Raw genomic sequence first — 20,506 nt, forward strand, 5'->3', positions numbered from 1 at the left:
ATCCCTCCTGGAGTCAGATTTTACATTGTCTTTTTTTCAGGAAGTCCACCTGGACCACCCTGAGGCAGTGTGCCTGCAGAATATGAATCTTGCTGTTCTTCAGTAAATGCTTCTTTTGTTTCCTGAACAGTTTCTTTCAGTTCAGGTGCCATCGCTTTGACTTCTTCATATTTTTCTGAAAGGAAAGCGATATCCTCCTGAATTTTTTCTGCAATTTCCCTCCATTGCTCTGCTTTTTGGGAAGCTCTTTCAGAGAGCTCCTGCGGATTTCTTGAATAATAGGAAATTGATCGTTTTGTATTAGATAATGATTCAGAAGTCTTCTTTCTTGTACCAGGGTCAAGCATACTTAGAATGCCTCCTGTTACTGCACCAATGATCATTGCTGCCGGTAATTTGTTTTTAGCCATGTCTTCTCCTCCAATTTTTAATTCATCTTTTCAAGCAGTGTAAGGCTTTTCTGCTTCATATCGTTCAGTGCTTCCTCAGTCTCACCGTGCATCAGCAGATCATCGAGCTCTGATTCCGGCTTTCCGCCAAGATCCCGTATGCTGATGACCTCAGGTTTTATTGATGCTGATTTTAACAGGTGGATGAGTGCCTTCTCTGCTGATTCACTTACGACTATACACTGTACTTCTTCAAGCTCTTTCCGTTGCAGCTGCCTGAACTCCGGAAATTCTACTTCGATAGCAGATCCGCTAATTCCTTCAAAAGAATCTTCCGGCATCTCCTGACTTTGCCACGCAAAAGTACCTCTCAACAAAACCCGATGGTCCGTTTCTTTTACAAATTTTGCAGCCAGTAATGAACAGCTTGACAATTGAGTCTGTACAAGGAATAATACTGTTTTCATCATCTCTCTCCTTATACAGGATATGGTTTACTATTTCCTAAGCCCTTTGATTTGAAACCTTTTCAGCAATGTATATTTAAAAAAACCTTGACAACAAGGGGTTAATTTTCGGAATATTTAATGTAAGGCATACATATTTTGTTCATATTTATGACCTGTAAAAAGACATAAGGGGGAAATTAGATGCAAGGCTTTACAGATTTTCTGAATGAAATCAGTGGACTCGTATGGGGGCCGCCACTGCTGATCCTTCTCGTCGGAACAGGTATTTACCTGACATTCCGCCTTGGACTGGTTCAGTTCTCATTAACAGGCTATTCACTCAAGCTGGCTTTTTCCCGCAATCAGGACAAGAAATCCAAAGGTGATATCTCTCACTTTCAGTCTTTAATGACTGCGATGGCAGCAACAGTCGGTACCGGTAACATTGTCGGTGTAGCAACAGCTGTTGTGCTTGGTGGACCTGGAGCAATATTCTGGATGTGGCTGTCCGCTATATTTGGAATGGCAACTAAGTACGCTGAAGCCGTACTGGCGGTAAAATACCGCGTTCAGGATGAAGACGGCGAAATGTCCGGTGGACCGATGTATTATCTTGAACGTGGTCTGAAGCAAAAATGGCTGGGTGTTTTATTTGCACTTTTTGGTGCCATCGCTGCCTTTGGTATCGGAAACATGGTACAGTCAAATTCTGTATCAGATGTCGTACAGGATACGTTCTCTATCCCGACTTGGGTAACTGGAATTGCTTTAACAATCTTTACGGCACTTGTTATTCTTGGCGGTATTAAAAGTATTGGTAAAGTAACCTCTATTTTTGTTCCTTTTATGGCAGCATTTTATTTACTTGCAGGACTTATTGTTATGATCTTAAACTTTGAATTAGTACCTTCTGCATTTGCAACAATTTTCTCACTTGCATTCGGTAACGAAGCAATTGCCGGCGGTGTGATCGGTGCGATCATCCGTTACGGTGTAGCACGTGGTGTATTCTCGAATGAAGCTGGTCTTGGATCTGCACCAATCGCTGCTGCTGCAGCAAAAACTGATATGCCTGGACGTCAGGGACTTGTTTCAATGACTCAGGTATTAATTGATACGCTGATTATCTGTTCAATTACAGGTGTAACGATTGTTATGGCTGGTCTTTATGAAGAAGGAGACTTACAGGGTGGTGCGTTAACATCTGCATCATTCGAATACTTCCTTGGTGGTCTTGGACCGATCATTGTTACAGTCGGACTGATCTTCTTTGCTTCTTCTACAATTATTGGGTGGTCTTACTACGGAGAGAAGTGTTTCCAGTATCTTGTAGGGACAAAGAAATTTAATGTATTCTATCGTCTGCTGTTCGTTATTGCAGTCATGGTCGGTTCAGTCGCGACACTGGATGTTGTGTGGGCGTTCTCAGACGTAATGAACGGTCTGATGGCTTTCCCTAACCTGATTGGACTTCTTGGGCTTTCCGGAGTGGTTGCATATGAAACGAAACGCATCCGTGAAAAGATCAAAGAAGAAAAAGCACAGAATAAAGCCGCATAATGCGTATTGACAGATCCTTTGAAGCATGGAAAGATTGTATTTAGCGAATGAAAGGACTGATCAATATGGATTTAACGGTACAAAGTGCTGAAAATGCTGAATATATGGTTGAAAAAATCAAAGACCGTCTGCGTATAGTAAATGCAGGAGCGCTTAAAGTTTCTGCTTTCGATGAAGAGCAGTACGAAGAACTCCATTCACTGTATACAATGGTGATGAAAAGAGAAACATTCAGCCCAAGTGAAATGCAGGCAATTGCTGAAGAACTCGGCAACCTGAGAAAAGCTTAATTAACTTATAAAGAGGAGAACACCTTAAGTGGTGTCCTCCTCTTTCTTATGATGCCTGCTCTTTATTATCCGCCTCATTGTTTTCTTCAATTGCATCACGTTCTTCATAACCGCCTGCTTCTGTGCTTTCATCAGACGTACCTTCTTCAGTAACTGGTTCTTCAGGTTCTTCTGGCACTTCTGCTTCTTCAACTCTGAACATGCCAATCCGATCTCTGAGGTCTCTTGCATCATGAATCAGCGCTCTTGAAGAATCATAGACCATCTCCATCGTCGTGCTCGACTCCTCGGCACTAGCGCTCGTCTGTTCAATACCCGCTGCTGATTCTTCAGACACTGAAGCAATCTGTTCAATTTCCTGATGCATTTCTTCAGAGCCATTAACAATATCGTATAGTGAAGCAGCGATCATTTTCATCTGTTCAGATACTGCTTTCACCTGGTCGTCAATCTTAGTGAATGACTCAGACGTTTCTTCCATCTGTTCAGCTCCGGCGCTCACCTTACCGTAACCATCCTCCAGGACAGCAACTGTATCTTTTGATTCTTTCTGAATGGAACCGATTATACTGGTGATGTCTGAAATGGATGCGGATACCTGGACTGCGAGTTTTCTCACTTCATCTGCTACCACTGCAAAACCTTTTCCATGTTCACCTGCACGTGCAGCTTCAATAGCCGCATTCAGTGCAAGCAGGTTTGTCTGATCTGCAATGTCCTGGATCACCTGCACGAGCTTAGAGATGCTCTGTGCCTGTGTATCAAGGCCATTCACTTTTTCCATCGCCTCTTTAAAGCTTGTGTTAATTCCATTCACTGTGCGAATTGTCTCATTCATCTTTATGCCGCCGTCTTTAGAGAGTTCCAGCATATCATCAGTCTTTTCCTGAGCTTTGGTTCCTTTTTCAGCAGAAGACTTAATCACTGCAATAAATCCATTCATCTTTTCGCTGAGAGATGACGATGATTCCGCCTGGACACCGGCCCCGTCTGCCAGTTCACTCATTGTCACGGCAATCTGACGGCTTCCCTCTCTGACTTCTTCAGCACTCTCAGATAGATGACTTCCTTTCTCAAAGACAGATGTGGAAACACCTGACACACCGCTGACAAGATCCCTTAACTGATGATTCATTTCATTGACTGCATGTACCAGTTGTCCAACTTCATCTTTGCTTTTAGTATGTAAAGATTCAGCAGGAAGAGACCCGCGCGCAATCGCTTTCATTCTTTTCGTCACCATACTGATTGGTTTTGTAATCTGTCCGGCTACGATGACGCTCATTATAATCGCGAGCAGCATGACAATCCCACTGATAACAAGGATCGTTGTAATTGTCTGCTGACCATTTTCTATAATTGATTGCCCAGCCTGATCCATTTCTGCTTCACGGGCTGTTGAAATTTTTTCAAGGCTATCCATGATCCCTCTTGCAGTAGGCTCAAAGTTCGCTCTGAAAAGCACTCTTGCATCCTCTTCCCTGCCGTTGTCATACATTGAGAATACGCGTTCTCTGACACCCTCCTGCCAGACTCTTGTAATTGTCAGCACTGATTTCATTTCTTTACTGACGTCATAACCCTGCAGCGTCTCAGCTAATTCATCATTCACGGCCGCAAGTTCATCAAAACCTTCGCTGTAATCGGGTTCCCCATATAATACATATCCCCGTGTCAGAGCAATCTGCTGTGACACATTGAATTTCATTTCCTGATCGATTGATAAAAGCATCAGCTCTTCTTCAATCAGGTTTTCAGTTTCTTCATTGATATTTGTGATTGAGTAAACATTAAAAGCAGCCAATCCACCTATGAATAATACAAGAATAAAAAATGCCGACATCAGCTTCCATTTTAACTTTTTCACAAAACGATCCCCCTTCATTATGTAATCTCAAAGAACTACATCTATTATATATGTATATCGACCTAATGAACATAGTTTTTAGAATCCTCCGAAAATTTTTTCGCAAAAAAAACTGAGTCCCTGTTAAGGACTCAGTTAAATTGTTTTATGAAATTAATTTTAATGATTCTCTGATGAACGCTGGAATATCGTCAGGGTCTCTGCTTGTTACCAGCTGGTTGCCACAGACAACGACTTCTTCATCATGATATTCTGCACCTGCATATTCCATATCCACTTTGATTGATTTAAAGCCTGTAGCTTTACGTCCCTCAAGTGTCTTAGCTGTAATCAGTAACTGCGGGCCGTGACAAATCGTCAGTACCGGCTTGTTACCATCCATGAACGCCTTAGCGAATTTTACAAAGCGCTCGTCGCCTCTTAACAGGTCAGGTGAGAAACCGCCTGGTATAAATAGCGCATCAAAGTCAGAAGGGTTCACGTCATCAATAGACTTGTCAATTGTTACTGTAGCTTCTCCCTGTTTTCCTTTGACGGTATTTCCTGATTCTTTTTCAATGGTCACGACCTCGTGTCCTTCTTTTTTGAACGCTTCCGCCGGATCTGTATATTCTACATCTTCAAATTGATCAGTTAATAGTGCTGCAATTTTAGCCATTTATAACATCTCCTTTTATTTATCTATAATGTATATATTCCACATATTTACCTCATTAAACCTTTTACTTCTTAATCCACTTGATGAAGAACCAGCCTCCCTCGCGAATAACGGGGAAAGGACTTTGCTGTTCAAAACCGCACTCTTCCGCGATCTTTCGGAGTTCTTCTTCTGAAGGAATCGGGTATAAATTATCAAATGTCATAAAGAAACTATTAAATGCACTTGAAAACTGTTTTCCATATTTAGCTTTTTGTAGAGGGGAAATGATCGTGATAATTCCATTTTCTTCAGTAATGTTTTTGATCTTACTGAAGAAGTCCATCCGTTCATCAGGATTAATGTAATGCAATAGATTATTAACCATGACATAGTCAAACAACTGGTTAGGTTCATATTCATGAATATCTCTGTGTACGATATTGATCCGGTCAAAATCCTTTGTTGCTTTTTTCGCTGAATCTGCTACTTCTTCGTTGATTTCAATACCAGTCAGATTCATGTCAGGGTGCTTCTTAGCAAGCTTTAACAAATAACCGCCTTCACCGCAGCCAATATCGAGAATTGAATCTGTCTGGTGCTTTTTTACATTCTGATTAATGAGCCGGAACGCAAGCATTTCAAGCAGTGTAGACGTCTTTGCTACCGTCGAACCGTGCTTTTCATTATCAAAATGCTGTCTTTTCTTTTCTTTCATCAGTTCGGGGTAGTGTAAAAGGGAGGGAATATGTAGTTCCATCATTTCTTTTAACAGGTCCCCTGAAGAAGGGCTATCTTTCTTTGAACCCGGTAACTTCCAGGCTTTTGAGATTTTCACCCTGTTTTTATCATCTTTTTTCAGATGCTTTAATGCAATTCCTACTTCCACCCACTGAGTGAGCAGTTCTTCTTCCAGATCATAGGCATCAGCAACATCTTCAACCCTCACAGGCCGTCTGAACGCTTCGAACAAATCAAGCTCATATCCCACATAGGCATGCCAGCTATATAAAAATGGTACATTCGTTTTCATCCACGTTCTGGCTTTCCACATATTATTAAGGTCTTTAATCATTCAAACCCCTCCTCTTCCCGCTCTAACTTTCTATTCGCAACTGGTTGTGACATCATTTTTCATTCTTACTCTAATGTGTATCCTTAATTCACCTATTAGAAACTTATGTTTATAAAAAAAGAACACATCCGCCGGATAGACGGATGTGCGCATGTTATTTCCCTTTCGTTTTACCAATATCCTTCAGATAATATTTATCGGAAGTGAAAAACTCTGTTTTGAGTTCTTTTACTTTATTACTGAGTAATAAAATCGCCAGGATATTCGGTAAAAGAATGGCTGCAAGCATAATATCAAGGAAGTTCCAGATTAGTTCAGCAGCTCCGACTGCACCGAATACAATTGCAACCAGATATACTGCCTGAATCGCGTAAGATGCCTTCAGTCCAAACAGAAACTCTGCCTGCTTTGCACCATAGAATATAACGACAAGGATCGTTGAAAATACAAAGAATACAAGTGAAACTGTGACCAGAATACTGCCAAACTCACCAAAGTATTCAGCAAAAGCAATCGTTGTTAATGCACTGCTGTTATCCATCGCACCTTCATCTGTCCAGACACCTGATGACAGTACCACAAACGCTGTTGCTGTACAGATGATCAGGGTGTCTACAACAATACCTGATACAGCCCAGAACGCCTGTCTGACAGGGTGGTCAGTCGTCGCAGCAGCGTGAGCCATTGGTGCTGTACCAAGTCCTGCTTCATTTGAATACAGCCCTCTTGCAAAGCCCCAGCGGATTACATCAACCAGTGCTGCCCCGGCAAATCCTCCAATGACAGGAGCCGGTGAAAATGCATTAGAGAAAATCAAAGTGAAAAATTCAGGTAATGCACCAAGATTCATAAATAAAATGACAAGGGCACCGCCAATATAGATTAATGCCATAAACGGTACGACAATCTGTGTCACCTGACCGATTCTCTTGATACCTCCAAATACAATAATTCCGATTAAAACGGCTATAATGATACCTGTCCATAATACCGGAACGCCAAAGGATTCATTCACTGTATTGGCTACTGAGTTCCCCTGCACCATTACACTTGGTATTAATTCAAGCATCAGTGCAAACGAAAACCAGATACCAAGCCACTTCATGCCGAGACCTTTTGTCATGTAATACATCGGTCCGCCTACAAATTCACCTTTTTCATTTTTCTCGCGATAGTGTACTGCCAGCGCACTCTCAGAGAATTTCAGAGACATTCCGACAATTGCAATTACCCACATCCAGAAAACTGCACCCGGTCCTCCAAACATAATCGCTGCCGGAACACCGACAATGTTTGCAGCACCGATTGTAGATGATAAAGCGGACGTTAATGCCTGAAATGGTGTAACCGTCCCTTTGCCCTTTGGTTTCTTCGTTACACTGCCAAAGGTTTGTTTAAATATGTATAGCGGATGTCTGAATTGAAAAAAACCGAGTTTAAAAGTCATATAAAGTCCTGAAAACAGTAAAACAGCTATTAACGGTATTCCCCAAAGCCAGGCAGAAAACGCTGTAACGCCATTAATAAATCCCTCCAATAGAATCCCCTCCTAAAATTAGTATAATACGGAAGCTGTAATCCTTTTCCCTACATATACGAAGTTAAACGGATTATAGATAAATTAGTTGCAATGCGCCCTGTTTTATTAACCAGGCGGCTTGAAGCATTGAAGCTTTTCTTCGTATTGTGGAAGAACTGAAGTTTAACTGCGAAAACCTCTTCTTTTATACTGAAAATGGAGTATTTTCCGCTGAATAAGAACGATTTCCCTCAGAACATAAAAAACTGCCGCTATAAGCGGCAGTTAAGGTGTATTCGTTACAGTTCCGTCACTCGTTACACGCGGTAAAATCAACACTTCAACACGTCTGTTTTGTGAGCGGCCTGCTTCAGTATCATTTGATGCAATCGGCTGGAATTCACCGAATCCTTTCGCACTGAACCAGCGCGGATCCAGGTCAGGGTTTTCAATAATGAGTTTCATAAAGTTGACTGCACGCATGACACTCAGCTCCCAGTTCGAGCCGTAGGATGCTGTACTGATTGGAACATTGTCCGTATGACCGGTAATAATCACGTTTCTTGGCGGATCAAACTCAAGCAACCCTGCCACGTCCTGTGCAACGTTACTATATTCAGGTCTTACGTCAGCAGAACCTGACGCGAACAGAACATTATCCCTGATCGTAAGCAGCAGACCTTCATCTGTCAGCTCGGTTTCAAACGTTTCACCAAGACTGTTTGTCCCGATATACTCTTCGATCTGATCCTGAATTTCTTCTAGCTCTTCCATATCAGCGGCAGCTGCAGTTTCACGTTCTGACTGTTCCTGAAGAAATTCCTGAACCTGTCTTTCTTCTTCAGTCATTTCCTCAGTCAGTTCTTCTGCTTCAGCACCCGCTTCAGAATCAATATCATCTTCTGTATCATCAGTTTCTACCAAACTTGCATAATCGAGCACATTTTCCCCACCTGCAAAGATTTCATTAAAAACCTGTGACATCTGGTTAAACTTCGCCTGATCCACTGTACTGCTTGCGAACATGACGATAAAAAGAGCAAGCAGCAGTGTCAGAATGTCAGCATAAGGAATCAGCCAGCTTTCATCCATATGTTCCTCATGTTTTTTCTTTCTACGCTTCTTCATCAGCTTTTCCACCGCCTTCAGACATCAGCTGCTCCCGCTCCTTCGCAGGCAGATAAGAGGCAAGCTTCTGTTCAATTACCCGTGGTGCTTCACCTTCAAGTACGGATAGAATTCCTTCAATCATCATTTGTTTGATCATGACTTCTTTCGTTGATTTACGCTTCAGCTTGTTGGCAAATGGATGCCATAATACATAGCCGGTAAAAATACCAAGCAGTGTTGCAATAAATGCTGCTGCAATGGCTTCTCCAAGTGCAGTCGTATCATTCATTTTACCAAGCGCAGCAATCAGTCCGACTACAGCACCCAAAACACCTAGGGTTGGCGCATATGTACCAGCCTGAGAAAAAATCGCAGCACCTGAAAGATGACGCTCTTCCATTGCATCAATCTCTTCTGTCAGAACATCTCTGATATAGTCTGCATTCTGACCATCGATTGCAAGTCCAAGTCCGTTTCTCAAAAACGGCTCTTCGATTTCTGATGTTTTTGATTCCAATGCAAGCAGTCCTTCTTTTCTTGCAAGTTCCGCCCACTCACCGAACATCTGAATGACATCACGGACTTCGGTGCCTTTTGGTTCTTTGAAAATAACGCCAAACAATTTAGGGACTCTTTTTAATTCCGACATCGGAAAAGCAATCATTACTGCTGCCACTGTCCCTAAAATAATAATCATAAAAGCAGGGCCGTTTAACAGAGCCGTGGCAGGTACACCTTTTAATACCATACCAACACCAACTGCAATCAGTCCCAGAATGACGCCAATAAGCGAGGATCGATCCAATACATTCACCCACAATCACTAGATTTCTATCTCTACATAGTCTATATCGGTAAAAATACCGGCGACTTTAGAACTTTCTGCTTATACATATTATGAAAATAGAATGTAATTGTCGTTATTTTTTGATTTTTGTTCATTGACTGTTAAAATGTTTAGTGGAACTAATTACTTATAAAAGGGGTTTTTGATATGAGTCACTCAGAAATGTTTGAAAAATATGCCGATCTTGCTGTCAGAGTCGGGGTTAATGTTCAAAAAGATCAGCTGCTTTACATAGGTGCATCGATTGAGAATGCACCATTTGTACGCCTTGTAACAAAAAAAGCCTATGAAGCCGGTGCACGTCAGGTCTTTGTAGACTGGGCTGATGATGAAGTATCACGCATGCGCTATGAACTGGCACCTGCTGACTCCTTCAGCGAATTTCCTGAATGGAAAAAGCTTGAACGTGAAGCATTAGCTGAAAAAGGTGCAGCATTCATGAATATCGTTTCTGCAAGCCCTGACCTGATGAAAGGCGTGGATTCCCAGCGTATTTCTGATTTTCAGAAAGCTGCCGGACAGGCGCTTGAAAAATACCGCCAGTATATTCAGTCAGATAAAGTCAGCTGGACAGTCATTGCTGCTCCTTCAACAGGCTGGGCGAAAAAAGTATTCCCTGACGCTCCAGAAAGCGAAGCAGTTGATCAGCTTTGGAATGCGATTTTCAAAGCAGTCAGAGTCGATCAGCAGGATCCGGTTGCTGCCTGGAAAGAACATGACGAAACCCTTCATGAAAAAGCAGATTATCTGAATGCTAAAAAGTATAAAAAACTTCATTACACAGCTCCTGGAACTGACCTTACGATCGAACTTCCTGAAGGTCATATCTGGGCAGGTGCAGGAAGTGTAAATGAAAAAGGTCACACCTTTATGGCAAATATGCCGACTGAGGAAGTATTTACTGTTCCTCACAAAGATGGTGTGTCAGGGTATGTTTCTAATACAAAGCCTTTAAGCTATGGCGGAAATATTATTGACGGCTTCAAGATTACGTTTGAAAATGGCCGTATCACTGATGTGCAGGCTGATGAAGGTGAAGAGATTCTGAAGAAATTGATCGAGACGGACGAAGGATCACACCGTCTTGGAGAAGTTGCGCTTGTTCCGCATCAGTCTCCAATTTCTCAATCCAATGTACTTTTCTTCAATACACTATTTGATGAAAATGCTTCAAACCACCTTGCAATCGGCAGTGCTTATGCGTTCTGTGTAGAGGGTGGAAAAACGGCTTCACAGGAAGAACTTGCTGAAAAAGGCTTGAATTCAAGTATTACGCACGTAGACTTCATGATTGGATCAGACAAGATGGATATTGATGGGATCGCTGAGGATGGCTCTTCAGAACCTGTCTTCAGAAATGGCGACTGGGCATTTTAAAAAACATTCCCTAATCACCGGATTTCATTTATAATATTGTTGATACAATTATTTGTACGGTGAAAGGAGGCTCCAGCTGATGGCTTATATGACTTCAGTACTGCTTGGTTTCAGTGCTCTGATCGGACTGGTAGGTGCAGCGTTAATGTACTTTTTGCGTATTCCTCTAAATACAAAGGATGCAGAAAGAATTGACCCGAGACCTGAAAATAACGAATATTAATAATCACCAGACTTCTTTGCTGTGCTATGCAGCCGGGAGGTCTGGTTTTTTAGAGGAGCTGATCAAATGGGAAAAACAATGAAAGAAAGCAGAACCATTCAGACAAGTCACGTCCTTCCGCCTGATACAAATCATCACGGAACACTGTTTGGCGGCCAGTTGATGGCCTATATAGATAATGTAGCTTCAATTGCGGCTACAAAGCATTCTCGGTCATTAGTTGTTACAGCTTCTACTGATTCAGTAGACTTTTTGAAACCGATCCGGGTTGGTGACGCAGTGACACTAGAATCATTTGTATCTTATACAGGTACCAGTTCAATGGAGGTTTTCGTGAGAGTGACTACTGAAAACCTGCTGTCCGGCGAGCAGTCAGTAGCTGCCATTTCGTTTTTGACATTTGTGGCAATTGACAATAATGGCAAGCCAATTCCTGTTCAGGATGTGATTCCGGAAACAGAAGAAGAAAAATGGCTGAATGAAACAGCTGAAAATCGTGCTGAACACCGTAAAGCAAGAAAGAAACACAGCCAGGAGCTTGCTCAATTTTTCACACCGAAACCGATTGAATAATCTGACAAATTTATTCAAAATTTTCTTATTAAAACCTCTTACTTTTCTTCAAAGTAAGAGGTTTTTTGTCGATAGTAATAGAGTGTTCATAAGAGGTCTGACTTCAAACCTTCAGACTGCTTTATTTAATTTACGGGTGGAGGATTCGAATGAAAAAAATAATAATGATTGGCGTCCTGACGCTGACAGCCCTCATGTCAGGCTGTTCAGGACAGGAGCAAAGTGAAACAGCGTTTGCCGCTAAAGTAGGCATTTTATTATCAGATACAGGTCTTGGAGACGGTTCTTTTAATGACGGGGCTTTTGAAGGGTTAGTCCGTGCGCGCGATGAATTAAATATCCTGTTTGATTATCGTGAAGCCCCAGAAGGAAATTATGAAGAACATCTTCAGGAATTATCCCGGCAGGACTATGATCTGATTATCGGACTCGGCTTTTCAGTTCAGGAAGCACTTGAACAGACAGCAGCTGACTTTCCTGATCAGCAGTATGTCCTGATCGATGGTGTGTCTGAAGCAGACAATATTATTTCAATGACGTTCAAGGACCATGAAGGAAGTTATCTCATCGGCACCCTTGCTGCCCTCACTTCTGAATCAGGAATTATAGGATTTATCGGAGGTGTTGAGGCACCGACGATAGAGCGATTTGAAGCAGGATTCCGTGCGGGTGCTGAGATGGCCAATCCGGATATTCAGATCCTTTCAGATTATGCAGGGGACTTTGGAGATGCAGATCTTGGCCGTACAATTGCCAGCAGACAGATTGAACAAGGCGCGGACTTCATCTATCCTGCAGCAGGATATACAGGTACCGGTGCGATCCTTGAAGCTCAGGAAAATGGCATATATACAGCAGGCGTTGATACAGATCAGTTTTATACAGCCGAACAATCTGTGGTCACATCCATGGTGAAAAATATTAACACTTCCGTTTTTAATATGGTGCAGGAATTAACTGAAGACAAACTTTCTGCTGACCTTTATAATCTCGGACTCGCAGAAGACGGCGTCGGACTGGCTGAGATCAGGCTGATACAGCTTGATGCCACCGGCCAGGCACTGATGATGGATACCCGCAAGAAAATTATTTCAGGTGAGATCGACGTACCTGAAACTGTTCAGTAAAGGAGCTATTATGACACTGAGAAAACGATTATATTTATTATCTTTAATTCCGCTGATCCTCTCAACAGCGATTATATTATTTATTGTCTGGCAAATGGTCAGCCTGAACTCTTCGGGTGAAGAAGATGCAAAAGTATTGACTGACCTTGAGCAACTTAACAGCGAGTTACTGATCATCCAGCAGTCTCTGGCCAACTTCAGCCTGAGTCCTACTGAAAATAACCGGCTCACAACACAGAATCAGATGGATCAGACATTCATTCTGATTGATGAGCTGACTGATTCCCTGCCTTCACAAGCCCTGAATAATCAGGTTATGAAGGTTCGAAATAAATTTGAAGAACTTGAGTATGCAGCAGGTACTGCTCTTGATCAGGGTGACGTGGCTGAAGCCAGTCGCCAGTCTGCACGTGTAGGCGGCATCATCAATGATATCTGGTATCTTCAGGTGCTTGCAGATGATTGGTACAGTAATAAGTTAGCTGAAACAGCAGGTCAAATTTCTTTGATTGTTACAATTTCTTTAAGTGCGATTGCTCTCATCATCGCCATTTCTATTGCTGCGGCCACGATTATATCCAACCGGATTACCCGCCCGTTACATACGATGCTCTCTCAGGCATCAAGAGTAGCTGAGGGTGACTTGACTGTGGATATTCCTGAAGACTCAGATCAGTCAAAGTTTGAAATCAGCCGTTTAGCCCGTTCATTCAGAGAAATGATTATCAGTCTGAGAACGACGGTTCAATCCGTTGATCATACAAGTACAAATGTTGCAGCATTCGCCAAAGATGTCTCCGGTAAAATCAGTGAGCTTGAAGAAAGCGGAATCCAGATTGCGGCATCTACAGACGATCTTGCTAAAGGAAGCCAGGCAATTTCAGAGGATATCCAGTCAACTTCAGAAAAAATGACTGAATTAAATCAGACATTTACTGAAAGTGAATCCTTAGCGGGAAGATCTGCTGAAAAAGGAAGTCAGGCTTTGACTGCTGTGAAAACAGGCCGCGAATCACTGGAGCGTCAAAAAAGTTTTACTCTTGAAAACTCAGAGGCTTCACAGCTTATTTCAAAAGAGCTTGCAGCATTTTCATCTTTTACATCCGAAATTCAGGAAGCTGCAGGTTTTGTGAAAGACATCGCAGATCAGACAAACCTTTTAGCGTTGAACGCTGCGATTGAAGCTGCCAGAGCAGGTGAACAGGGTAAAGGATTTGCAGTTGTTGCGGATGAAGTGAAAAAACTTGCCATGCAATCTGCTGAAGCAACTGATAAGATCAATATAATGGTGAGGAATATCCAAAGCGGCATGACCGGCATGACAGAGGCAGCCGCTAAAGGACAGACACTATCTTCAGAACAGCTTCATTCTATGGGACTGACTGAACAGGCATTTGAGGAGATTGCTCAGAGCGTTCAGGAAATTGATCGCGAACTTCACTCTCTGACTTCAAGTATGAAGCAATCCGCTGCTTATACGGCTGAAGTGACTGCCGCAATGGAAAATGTCTCAGCAGTGACAGAGGAAACGGCTGCAGGAACTGAGGAAATCTCAGCTTCAGCAGACGAACAGCAGGTATCATTTGGAAGAGTCAGAGAATCTATTATGAGATTGCAGGACATGAGTCATAATATGCAGCAGGAAATGAGCAGATTCAAATTACCCACTGACGGTGATAAAAGTTAGGAATATCCATTCAAAACCCTTTCAGAAAGAGCTCTGAAAGGGTTTTTTTCGTTACAAACTTATTATTGTTTTATTACAAACACTCTGTTTGATCGTAACCTCATATTAACAATGACTGATTTGAAGGGATTTTATCTGTATTTTCATTGATGAATCCCCAGCTATTCAGATGTAACATTCTCCCTTCCCTACCTTTGTCACTCTACGCGACACGTAATTTAGTCTATACTACTCGGAGAAACCAGTTATATGACGGATGACGATGATAACGGAGGAATGAAAAATGCTTTCAAACGCTGAAATCGGTATTGACTTAGGTACCGCTAATATACTTGTCTATAGTAAAAGTAAAGGAATCATTATGAATGAGCCATCGGTTGTTGCGATCGATGTGAATACGAAAAAAGTGCTAGCTGTCGGTACAGACGCTAAAAGTATGATCGGTAAAACACCTGGAAACATTGTGGCAGTCCGCCCATTAAAAGACGGTGTCATTGCCGACTTTGATGTAACGACTGAAATGCTGAAACATATCATGACATCAATCGGTAAAAAAATGGGCTTCTCACTGCGTAAGCCAAGTGTTGTCGTATGTACCCCATCCGGTGCCACTTCTGTTGAACGCAGGGCTATTCAGGATGCTGTAAAACACAGCGGTGCAAAACACGTTCACTTAATTGAAGAACCTGTAGCAGCCGCGATTGGTGCAGATCTTCCTGTAGGTGAGCCTGTTGCAAATGTTGTAGTGGATATCGGCGGCGGCACAACTGAAGTTGCGATTATTTCATATGGCGGCGTTGTGTCATGCAATACAATCCGCGTTGCTGGAGACAAAATGGATGAGGATATCGTTCAGCATGTCAGAAAAGCGTACAACCTTTTAATTGGTGAGCGCACTGCAGAACAGATCAAAATGGAAGTGGGTCACGCACCAATTGCCCACGATACAAGAGAAATGGAAATTCGCGGGCGTGACCTTGTAACAGGTCTGCCAAAAACAATTACCTTACAATCAACTGAAGTACAATCTGCTATTCAGGAATCTCTGTTAAGCGTCTTAGAGGCAATCCGCTCCACACTTGAGAACTGTCCTCCTGAGCTTAGCGGTGATATCGTAGACCGCGGTGTCATTCTGACAGGCGGTGGAGCTCTGTTGAATGGCCTTCAGCAATGGCTGAGTGAAGAAATCGTGGTGCCTGTGCATATCGCACCTAACCCGCTTGAATCAGTTGCCATTGGTACAGGAAAATCGTTATCAGTGATTGATAAGCTTCAAAAAGCAGCTAAATAATGGATGTAAAAAAGAGACTGAGATGATCCCTCAGTCTCTTTCTTATAACCGGTTCACTACGCTGCAGGCGGTGCTTTCCGAGCGGCGGCCGCTTATCATCGCTCCGGAGTCACCACCTTCCGCTTCGTTCACTTCTAATTTAATTAAACCAATTAATCTTTCAGACATATTAGTCCTTTTAAAATATCTTAGGAATACGTTTCACTGCTGATGATAAAAGAAAGGACAACCATGCTTCAATTGCTTTTTTTCATCCAGCAGTGAAGGCTGATAGAAGAAGTTTGGTGACTTCCAGGTGTTGTTGTACTGTTTATGAAAGATGTGGCTTGAAGCAGGTGATACAGGCGGAATCAGCCATGTCCAGTCTCCTGTTATTTCTCTATTTTGCTCCTGTTCTATACGTTCAAACAGCTCAAACTGCTGACTCGCTGTATGATGATCCGTGATGCTGACGCCTGCCTTTTTGAAAGAATGCATAACCGCCGTGCATAACTCAATAATGGCCCGGTCTTTCCACATTGAGGCATTCATTGTGGTATCGATGTCAAACGCTCTGGCAGTTTCTTTTAATACGTTGTAACGTGCTTCATCTGCAAAATTACGTGCAGCAATTTCAGTCTCCATATACCACCCATTAAATGGTGCTGCTTTATACTCAACCCCTCCGATTTCAAGCTTCATTTCAGATATAATCGGCACTGCATACCATTTCAAACCCAAATCGTTAAAGCTCCTGGACTCAGGATGTGTAATCGCCACTTCCTGCACCAGCTCTTTTGGGATGTCAAAGTAATATGGCTTGTTACCATTTACCTGAATCACTATCGGTAAGACGTCAAACGCTGTTCCCTCACCCTTCCATCCAAGGCTGTGACAAAAATCCGTCATGCCTGCAGAATGAGGGTCTCCAATGACTGTTCCATCATCCTGCTTATAGCCTGCATACCTGATTAACTGGTGATTATAAATTCTGACCGGATCTGCGCCTGCCTGAGAAGGAGCGAATATCGTAATCGATGAACGGATTTTACCGCCGTTAGTGGCACTTACAATATGCTCAAGCAGTGATTCCTTTACCTGCTCTTCTGTCACGTCATGTCTCCTGTCAAAGACATTCAGACTGTTCCAGAACAAACGCCCGATACACCGGTTGCTGTTTCGCCATGCAAGCTTAGCTCCATATGAAAGCTCTTCATATGTATGCTCATATGTTCCGCTTTCTGCAATTGATCCACTCACTTCAGACAGCCTTCTGATACAGGCTTCATCCCCAAGTTTATTCTCCTGATAAAACTGTTCTATAAAAGATTTTGCTTTTATATATAATGGATTCTCAGCCATATTAATCACAACCCTGCATTGATATATGGCTCATCTTAACACACAATTATCAGGTGTTGATAAATTGAATATGCACGTTTGTTGAACAAAAATCCCGCAGCCATTGCTGCGGGATTGGATCAGGCAAGTCTCTTAAAGTTCTGTCCGAGTATCTCATTCATGTTATGAACAGTAATAAATGCTTTTTCATCCTGCTTACCGACAAAATTCTTCAGACGCGATAAATCCTTACGTCCTAAAATGGTTGTAATCACTTCTTTTTGTTCATAATTAAAGGCACCTTTTGCTGTGTGGATCGTTGCTCCTCTGCCAAGCTCTCCTACTATAAACATACGGATCAGGGCACTCTTCTGACTGATGATCACCACTTCTTTATTCGCATTGAATTGCTGAAGCGTATAATCGATCATCAGACCATTTAAAATGACACCAAAGAATGCATACATACCAGCCTGTGGTCCGAATAGCAATGAAGATGACAGTGCTACTGCAAGATCGGAAAATAACACTGCTCTGCCGATTTCAACTTTGATATATTTATTCAGAATCATGGCAATAATATCAGTTCCACCCGTTGAGGCACGCTGATGAAATACAATCCCCATACCGATCGCAGCAATACACTGACCAATGATCAGCTGGATTAAAATATCATCACTAAGCGGTGCTGAAATCGGCGCAACCAGCTCGAGAAGCCATACATAACCTGACAGCGCAAAACTTGTATAGATCGTTTTTGCACCGAATTGAAAGCCCAGGAAGATCACACCTAAAATAAACAATACAATATTAACAAGAATCATAAATAGTCCAATTGATATTCCCGGGAACAATGAATTCAGTACAATCGACATCCCGCTGACGCCGCCGGTTGCCAGGCTATTTGGAGATAAGAAAAAATGAACATTCACAGCAACAAAAAACGCCCCAAGATTCATCATCAAAAACGTAAAAAGCTTCTTAGTCATACGAAATGCCTCCTTTTATTAAAAGCGTAGGCGGGCCGTTTAGGAGCGACGGGCTTAAGGTGAAGATGATAAGAGGGTTGTTCTTCACCCTCGTTCAGCTTTGACTTAAGACCCGAGTTCCTGCCCGCCGGAGCTGGATATCATTAAAAGCGTAGGCGGGCCGTTCAGGAGCGGCGGGCTTAAGGCGAAGATGATAAGAGGGTTGTTCTTCACCCTCGTTCAGCTTTGACTTAAGACCCGAGTTCCTGCCCGCCGGAGCTGGATATCATTAAAGCGCAGGGCGCCCACTCAGCTGCGCCATTAGCGTTTTTTCAATCACAAAAACGCATTATACGCCGTCTTAACAGGCATGTAAAGGAGGAAACTTTCATACAGAATCGTGCACATTTTCAGATATTTTTAATGATTCCTGCCTGTGAATATTCATACATTTCATCGTACACTTCTCTCAAATCCCTCAATCATTTCAGCATTTTTATAAAATAGCAGTCCTTCTTTTTCAGGAAGCTTCCGTCCAATTTTTATAAAGTCCTCTCTGCATTGCTTAAGCAGTGAAATCAGCTCCCTCTGGTTTTCAGTCCGATCATACAGATCGAAAAATATCTTCCCATCCTGACTGATCTGAGCTAAAAAGACATCTGACATGCTGACCCCTTTTTTCTTCATTTGCTCCCGTAGCCATTCAATATCTCGTCCTATTGACTGAAGCGTCTTTTCTACCGGCTCCCCATCCATAATAATAATCTCCGGCGGCTTCTCATCCTGTACATTCTTTTTTATGTCCTCCTGGACCACAGGCATCCTGGACTTTTTAAGGAGAACATTGAGTTCACCTGAAGGTTCTAAGATTGCAAAATTCACATCAGATACTGCAAAAACATCCTTCCTTCTTAGCAGTTCCATCAACTCATCCGTTGTATATCTTTCCTTCTTCAGATTCTCTTCGATCACTTTTCCCTGCTGAATAAATACTGTCCCCTCTCCTTCTACAAGATCTCTTACCTTCTTGCTTTTTAAAGAAAGATAGTCAATCAGCAGAGGGATTGAAATAAAGGATACAATACCAAGTACCCCATGCAAAAATTGCCGGTCGAGACCGGTAATCACTTCCGCGCCGATACTGCCGATTGTAATTCCTGTTACATATTCAAAAAAAGATAACTGAGAGATTTGCTTCTTACCAAGCAGTTTTGTACAAATGAATAAAACAAGAACCATTAACAGTCCCCGTATAATGACCATCAGCCAATCACTCATTATGCTTTCACCCGGAACTGCTCAAGTTCGTTTATCATTTTGATCATTTCATCATACATCTCAGTGTATTGAAGCGCCTCATCTTTTTCTTCGATCCAGCGCTGTACGGTCATCAGCTTTTGTCTCAAGCTTTCGATTTCTTCATACATCTGCATCACTTCCTTTTTTATTTATCTTCTCCATTTTCGATTTCAGGCATACAAAAAGCCGGCTGAACGCTTCAGCCGGCTGCAGATTATCTGTTATCAATTTTCTCTGGATACATATCATGATTCATCAGTCTGTGATATGCCATCTCTTCATATTTCGTACCCGGTTTCCCGTAGTTAGTGTAAGGATCAATTGAAATGCCGCCGCGCGGAGTGAATTTTCCCCATACTTCAATATATCTCGGGTCCATCAGCTCAATCAGGTCATTCATAATGATGTTCATGCAGTCTTCATGAAAGTCTCCATGGTTTCTGAAGCTGAAAAGATACAGTTTCAGTGATTTACTCTCCACCATTTTCTGATCAGGAATATAGCTGATATAGATCGTTGCAAAGTCCGGCTGGTTCGTCTTCGGGCAAAGAGATGTAAATTCCGGGCAGTTAAACTTTACGAAATAGTCTCTGTTTACATGCTTGTTATCAAATGCCTCAAGCACGCCGGGATTGTAGTCGAATGAATATTCAACATTCATTTCACCAAGCAGATTTACACCTTCAAGTTCTTTTTCGTTGCGTCCACTCATTGGTCATACCTCCAGATATGAAAAGTTCAGTTTATATGAACTTAGTTTTCTAAAATATAGCTCTGTTAAAGGTGGCTGTTGATTTCCGCTTCAGGGGGAACGCTTTCCGCAGGGCGTGCGGTGAGCCTCCTGATATGAACAAAACTGTCAAGAGTGCTGCTCCCAACCCGGTTTGGATCTTTTTTA

The 20,506-nt window shown here is 42.3% G+C and carries 21 protein-coding genes; 8 read left to right on the forward strand and 13 right to left on the reverse strand.

What is annotated here, in order from left to right; genetic code table 11:
* Positions 1-20 precede the first annotated feature (20 nt).
* Together JOD21_RS16705 and JOD21_RS16710 are read right to left on the reverse strand one after the other, a co-directional pair.
* A complete protein-coding gene (locus JOD21_RS16705) occupies positions 21-410 on the reverse strand; it encodes a methyl-accepting chemotaxis domain-containing protein (protein WP_204730699.1) in 390 nt (129 codons plus the stop codon).
* 17 nt (positions 411-427) lie between these two features.
* Entirely contained in the window at positions 428-856 is a 429-nt protein-coding gene (locus JOD21_RS16710) for a hypothetical protein (protein ID WP_204730700.1), read from the reverse strand.
* A 183-nt stretch (positions 857-1,039) separates the two neighbouring features.
* Between JOD21_RS16710 and JOD21_RS16715 the strand changes: the two genes are divergently transcribed.
* Entirely contained in the window at positions 1,040-2,398 is a 1,359-nt protein-coding gene (locus tag JOD21_RS16715; RefSeq protein ID WP_204730701.1) for an alanine/glycine:cation symporter family protein, read from the forward strand.
* Positions 2,399-2,463: 65 nt separating this feature from the next.
* The gene (locus JOD21_RS16720; RefSeq protein WP_204730702.1) at positions 2,464-2,688 is read left to right on the forward strand and encodes a DUF1128 domain-containing protein; all 225 of its coding nucleotides are present in this window, start codon (positions 2,464-2,466) and stop codon (positions 2,686-2,688) included.
* Positions 2,689-2,734: 46 nt separating this feature from the next.
* Here JOD21_RS16720 and JOD21_RS16725 read toward each other — a convergent pair whose 3' ends face one another.
* The 6 genes from JOD21_RS16725 to motA all read right to left on the reverse strand — a co-directional run bounded on the left by JOD21_RS16725 (position 2,735) and on the right by motA (position 9,701).
* A complete protein-coding gene (locus JOD21_RS16725) occupies positions 2,735-4,555 on the reverse strand; it encodes a methyl-accepting chemotaxis protein (protein ID WP_204730703.1) in 1,821 nt (606 codons plus the stop codon).
* 145 nt (positions 4,556-4,700) lie between these two features.
* Entirely contained in the window at positions 4,701-5,213 is a 513-nt protein-coding gene (locus JOD21_RS16730; RefSeq protein ID WP_041122008.1) for a type 1 glutamine amidotransferase domain-containing protein, read from the reverse strand.
* Between the two features lie 64 nt (positions 5,214-5,277).
* The gene (locus JOD21_RS16735) at positions 5,278-6,267 is read right to left on the reverse strand and encodes a class I SAM-dependent methyltransferase (RefSeq protein WP_204730704.1); all 990 of its coding nucleotides are present in this window, start codon (positions 6,265-6,267) and stop codon (positions 5,278-5,280) included.
* 154 nt (positions 6,268-6,421) lie between these two features.
* Entirely contained in the window at positions 6,422-7,804 is a 1,383-nt protein-coding gene (locus tag JOD21_RS16740) for an alanine/glycine:cation symporter family protein (protein ID WP_204730705.1), read from the reverse strand.
* A gap of 267 nt (positions 7,805-8,071) precedes the next feature.
* Positions 8,072-8,914 (reverse strand): flagellar motor protein MotB, encoded by an 843-nt coding sequence (gene motB / locus JOD21_RS16745; protein WP_204730706.1) that lies wholly within the window; start codon positions 8,912-8,914, stop codon positions 8,072-8,074.
* Positions 8,901-9,701, reverse strand: a complete 801-nt coding sequence (gene motA / locus JOD21_RS16750) for a flagellar motor stator protein MotA (RefSeq protein ID WP_041122004.1) — start codon at positions 9,699-9,701, stop codon at positions 8,901-8,903. Before motA ends, motB begins: the two co-directional genes overlap by 14 nt.
* A gap of 189 nt (positions 9,702-9,890) precedes the next feature.
* Between motA and JOD21_RS16755 the strand changes: the two genes are divergently transcribed.
* The 6 genes from JOD21_RS16755 (at position 9,891) to mreBH (ending at position 16,021) form a co-directional block, all read left to right on the forward strand.
* A complete protein-coding gene (locus JOD21_RS16755) occupies positions 9,891-11,120 on the forward strand; it encodes an aminopeptidase (RefSeq protein ID WP_204730707.1) in 1,230 nt (409 codons plus the stop codon).
* 79 nt (positions 11,121-11,199) lie between these two features.
* Complete coding sequence (locus JOD21_RS16760) at positions 11,200-11,343, forward strand: hypothetical protein (protein WP_204730708.1); 144 nt, start codon at positions 11,200-11,202, stop codon at positions 11,341-11,343.
* A 66-nt stretch (positions 11,344-11,409) separates the two neighbouring features.
* Complete coding sequence (locus JOD21_RS16765; RefSeq protein ID WP_204730709.1) at positions 11,410-11,916, forward strand: acyl-CoA thioesterase; 507 nt, start codon at positions 11,410-11,412, stop codon at positions 11,914-11,916.
* 149 nt (positions 11,917-12,065) lie between these two features.
* Positions 12,066-13,043, forward strand: coding sequence for a BMP family lipoprotein (locus JOD21_RS16770; protein ID WP_204730710.1), 978 nt, complete (start codon positions 12,066-12,068; stop codon positions 13,041-13,043).
* Between the two features lie 10 nt (positions 13,044-13,053).
* On the forward strand, positions 13,054-14,730 hold the full coding sequence (locus JOD21_RS16775) for a methyl-accepting chemotaxis protein (protein ID WP_204730711.1): 1,677 nt from the start codon (positions 13,054-13,056) through the stop codon (positions 14,728-14,730).
* A 283-nt stretch (positions 14,731-15,013) separates the two neighbouring features.
* On the forward strand, positions 15,014-16,021 hold the full coding sequence (mreBH, locus tag JOD21_RS16780) for a rod-share determining protein MreBH (RefSeq protein WP_204730712.1): 1,008 nt from the start codon (positions 15,014-15,016) through the stop codon (positions 16,019-16,021).
* Between the two features lie 201 nt (positions 16,022-16,222).
* Here the strand turns inward: mreBH and JOD21_RS16785 are convergent, their stop codons facing one another.
* The 5 genes from JOD21_RS16785 to queF form a co-directional block, all read right to left on the reverse strand.
* The gene (locus JOD21_RS16785; RefSeq protein ID WP_204730713.1) at positions 16,223-17,362 is read right to left on the reverse strand and encodes a nitric oxide synthase oxygenase; all 1,140 of its coding nucleotides are present in this window, start codon (positions 17,360-17,362) and stop codon (positions 16,223-16,225) included.
* A 119-nt stretch (positions 17,363-17,481) separates the two neighbouring features.
* Positions 17,482-18,330, reverse strand: a complete 849-nt coding sequence (locus JOD21_RS16790) for a YitT family protein (RefSeq protein ID WP_204730714.1) — start codon at positions 18,328-18,330, stop codon at positions 17,482-17,484.
* Positions 18,331-18,762: 432 nt separating this feature from the next.
* On the reverse strand, positions 18,763-19,587 hold the full coding sequence (locus tag JOD21_RS16795) for a DUF421 domain-containing protein (protein WP_204730715.1): 825 nt from the start codon (positions 19,585-19,587) through the stop codon (positions 18,763-18,765).
* Positions 19,587-19,736 (reverse strand): hypothetical protein, encoded by a 150-nt coding sequence (locus JOD21_RS16800; RefSeq protein WP_204730716.1) that lies wholly within the window; start codon positions 19,734-19,736, stop codon positions 19,587-19,589. The genes JOD21_RS16795 and JOD21_RS16800 overlap by 1 nt, the downstream gene beginning before the upstream one ends.
* A gap of 86 nt (positions 19,737-19,822) precedes the next feature.
* Positions 19,823-20,320 (reverse strand): preQ(1) synthase, encoded by a 498-nt coding sequence (gene queF / locus JOD21_RS16805; RefSeq protein ID WP_041121996.1) that lies wholly within the window; start codon positions 20,318-20,320, stop codon positions 19,823-19,825.
* Between the last annotated feature and the right edge of the window lie 186 nt (positions 20,321-20,506).

Origin of the sequence: Jeotgalibacillus terrae, from assembly GCF_016908195.1 — a bacterium.
Taxonomy (GTDB): Bacteria; Bacillota; Bacilli; order Bacillales; family Jeotgalibacillaceae; genus Jeotgalibacillus; species Jeotgalibacillus terrae.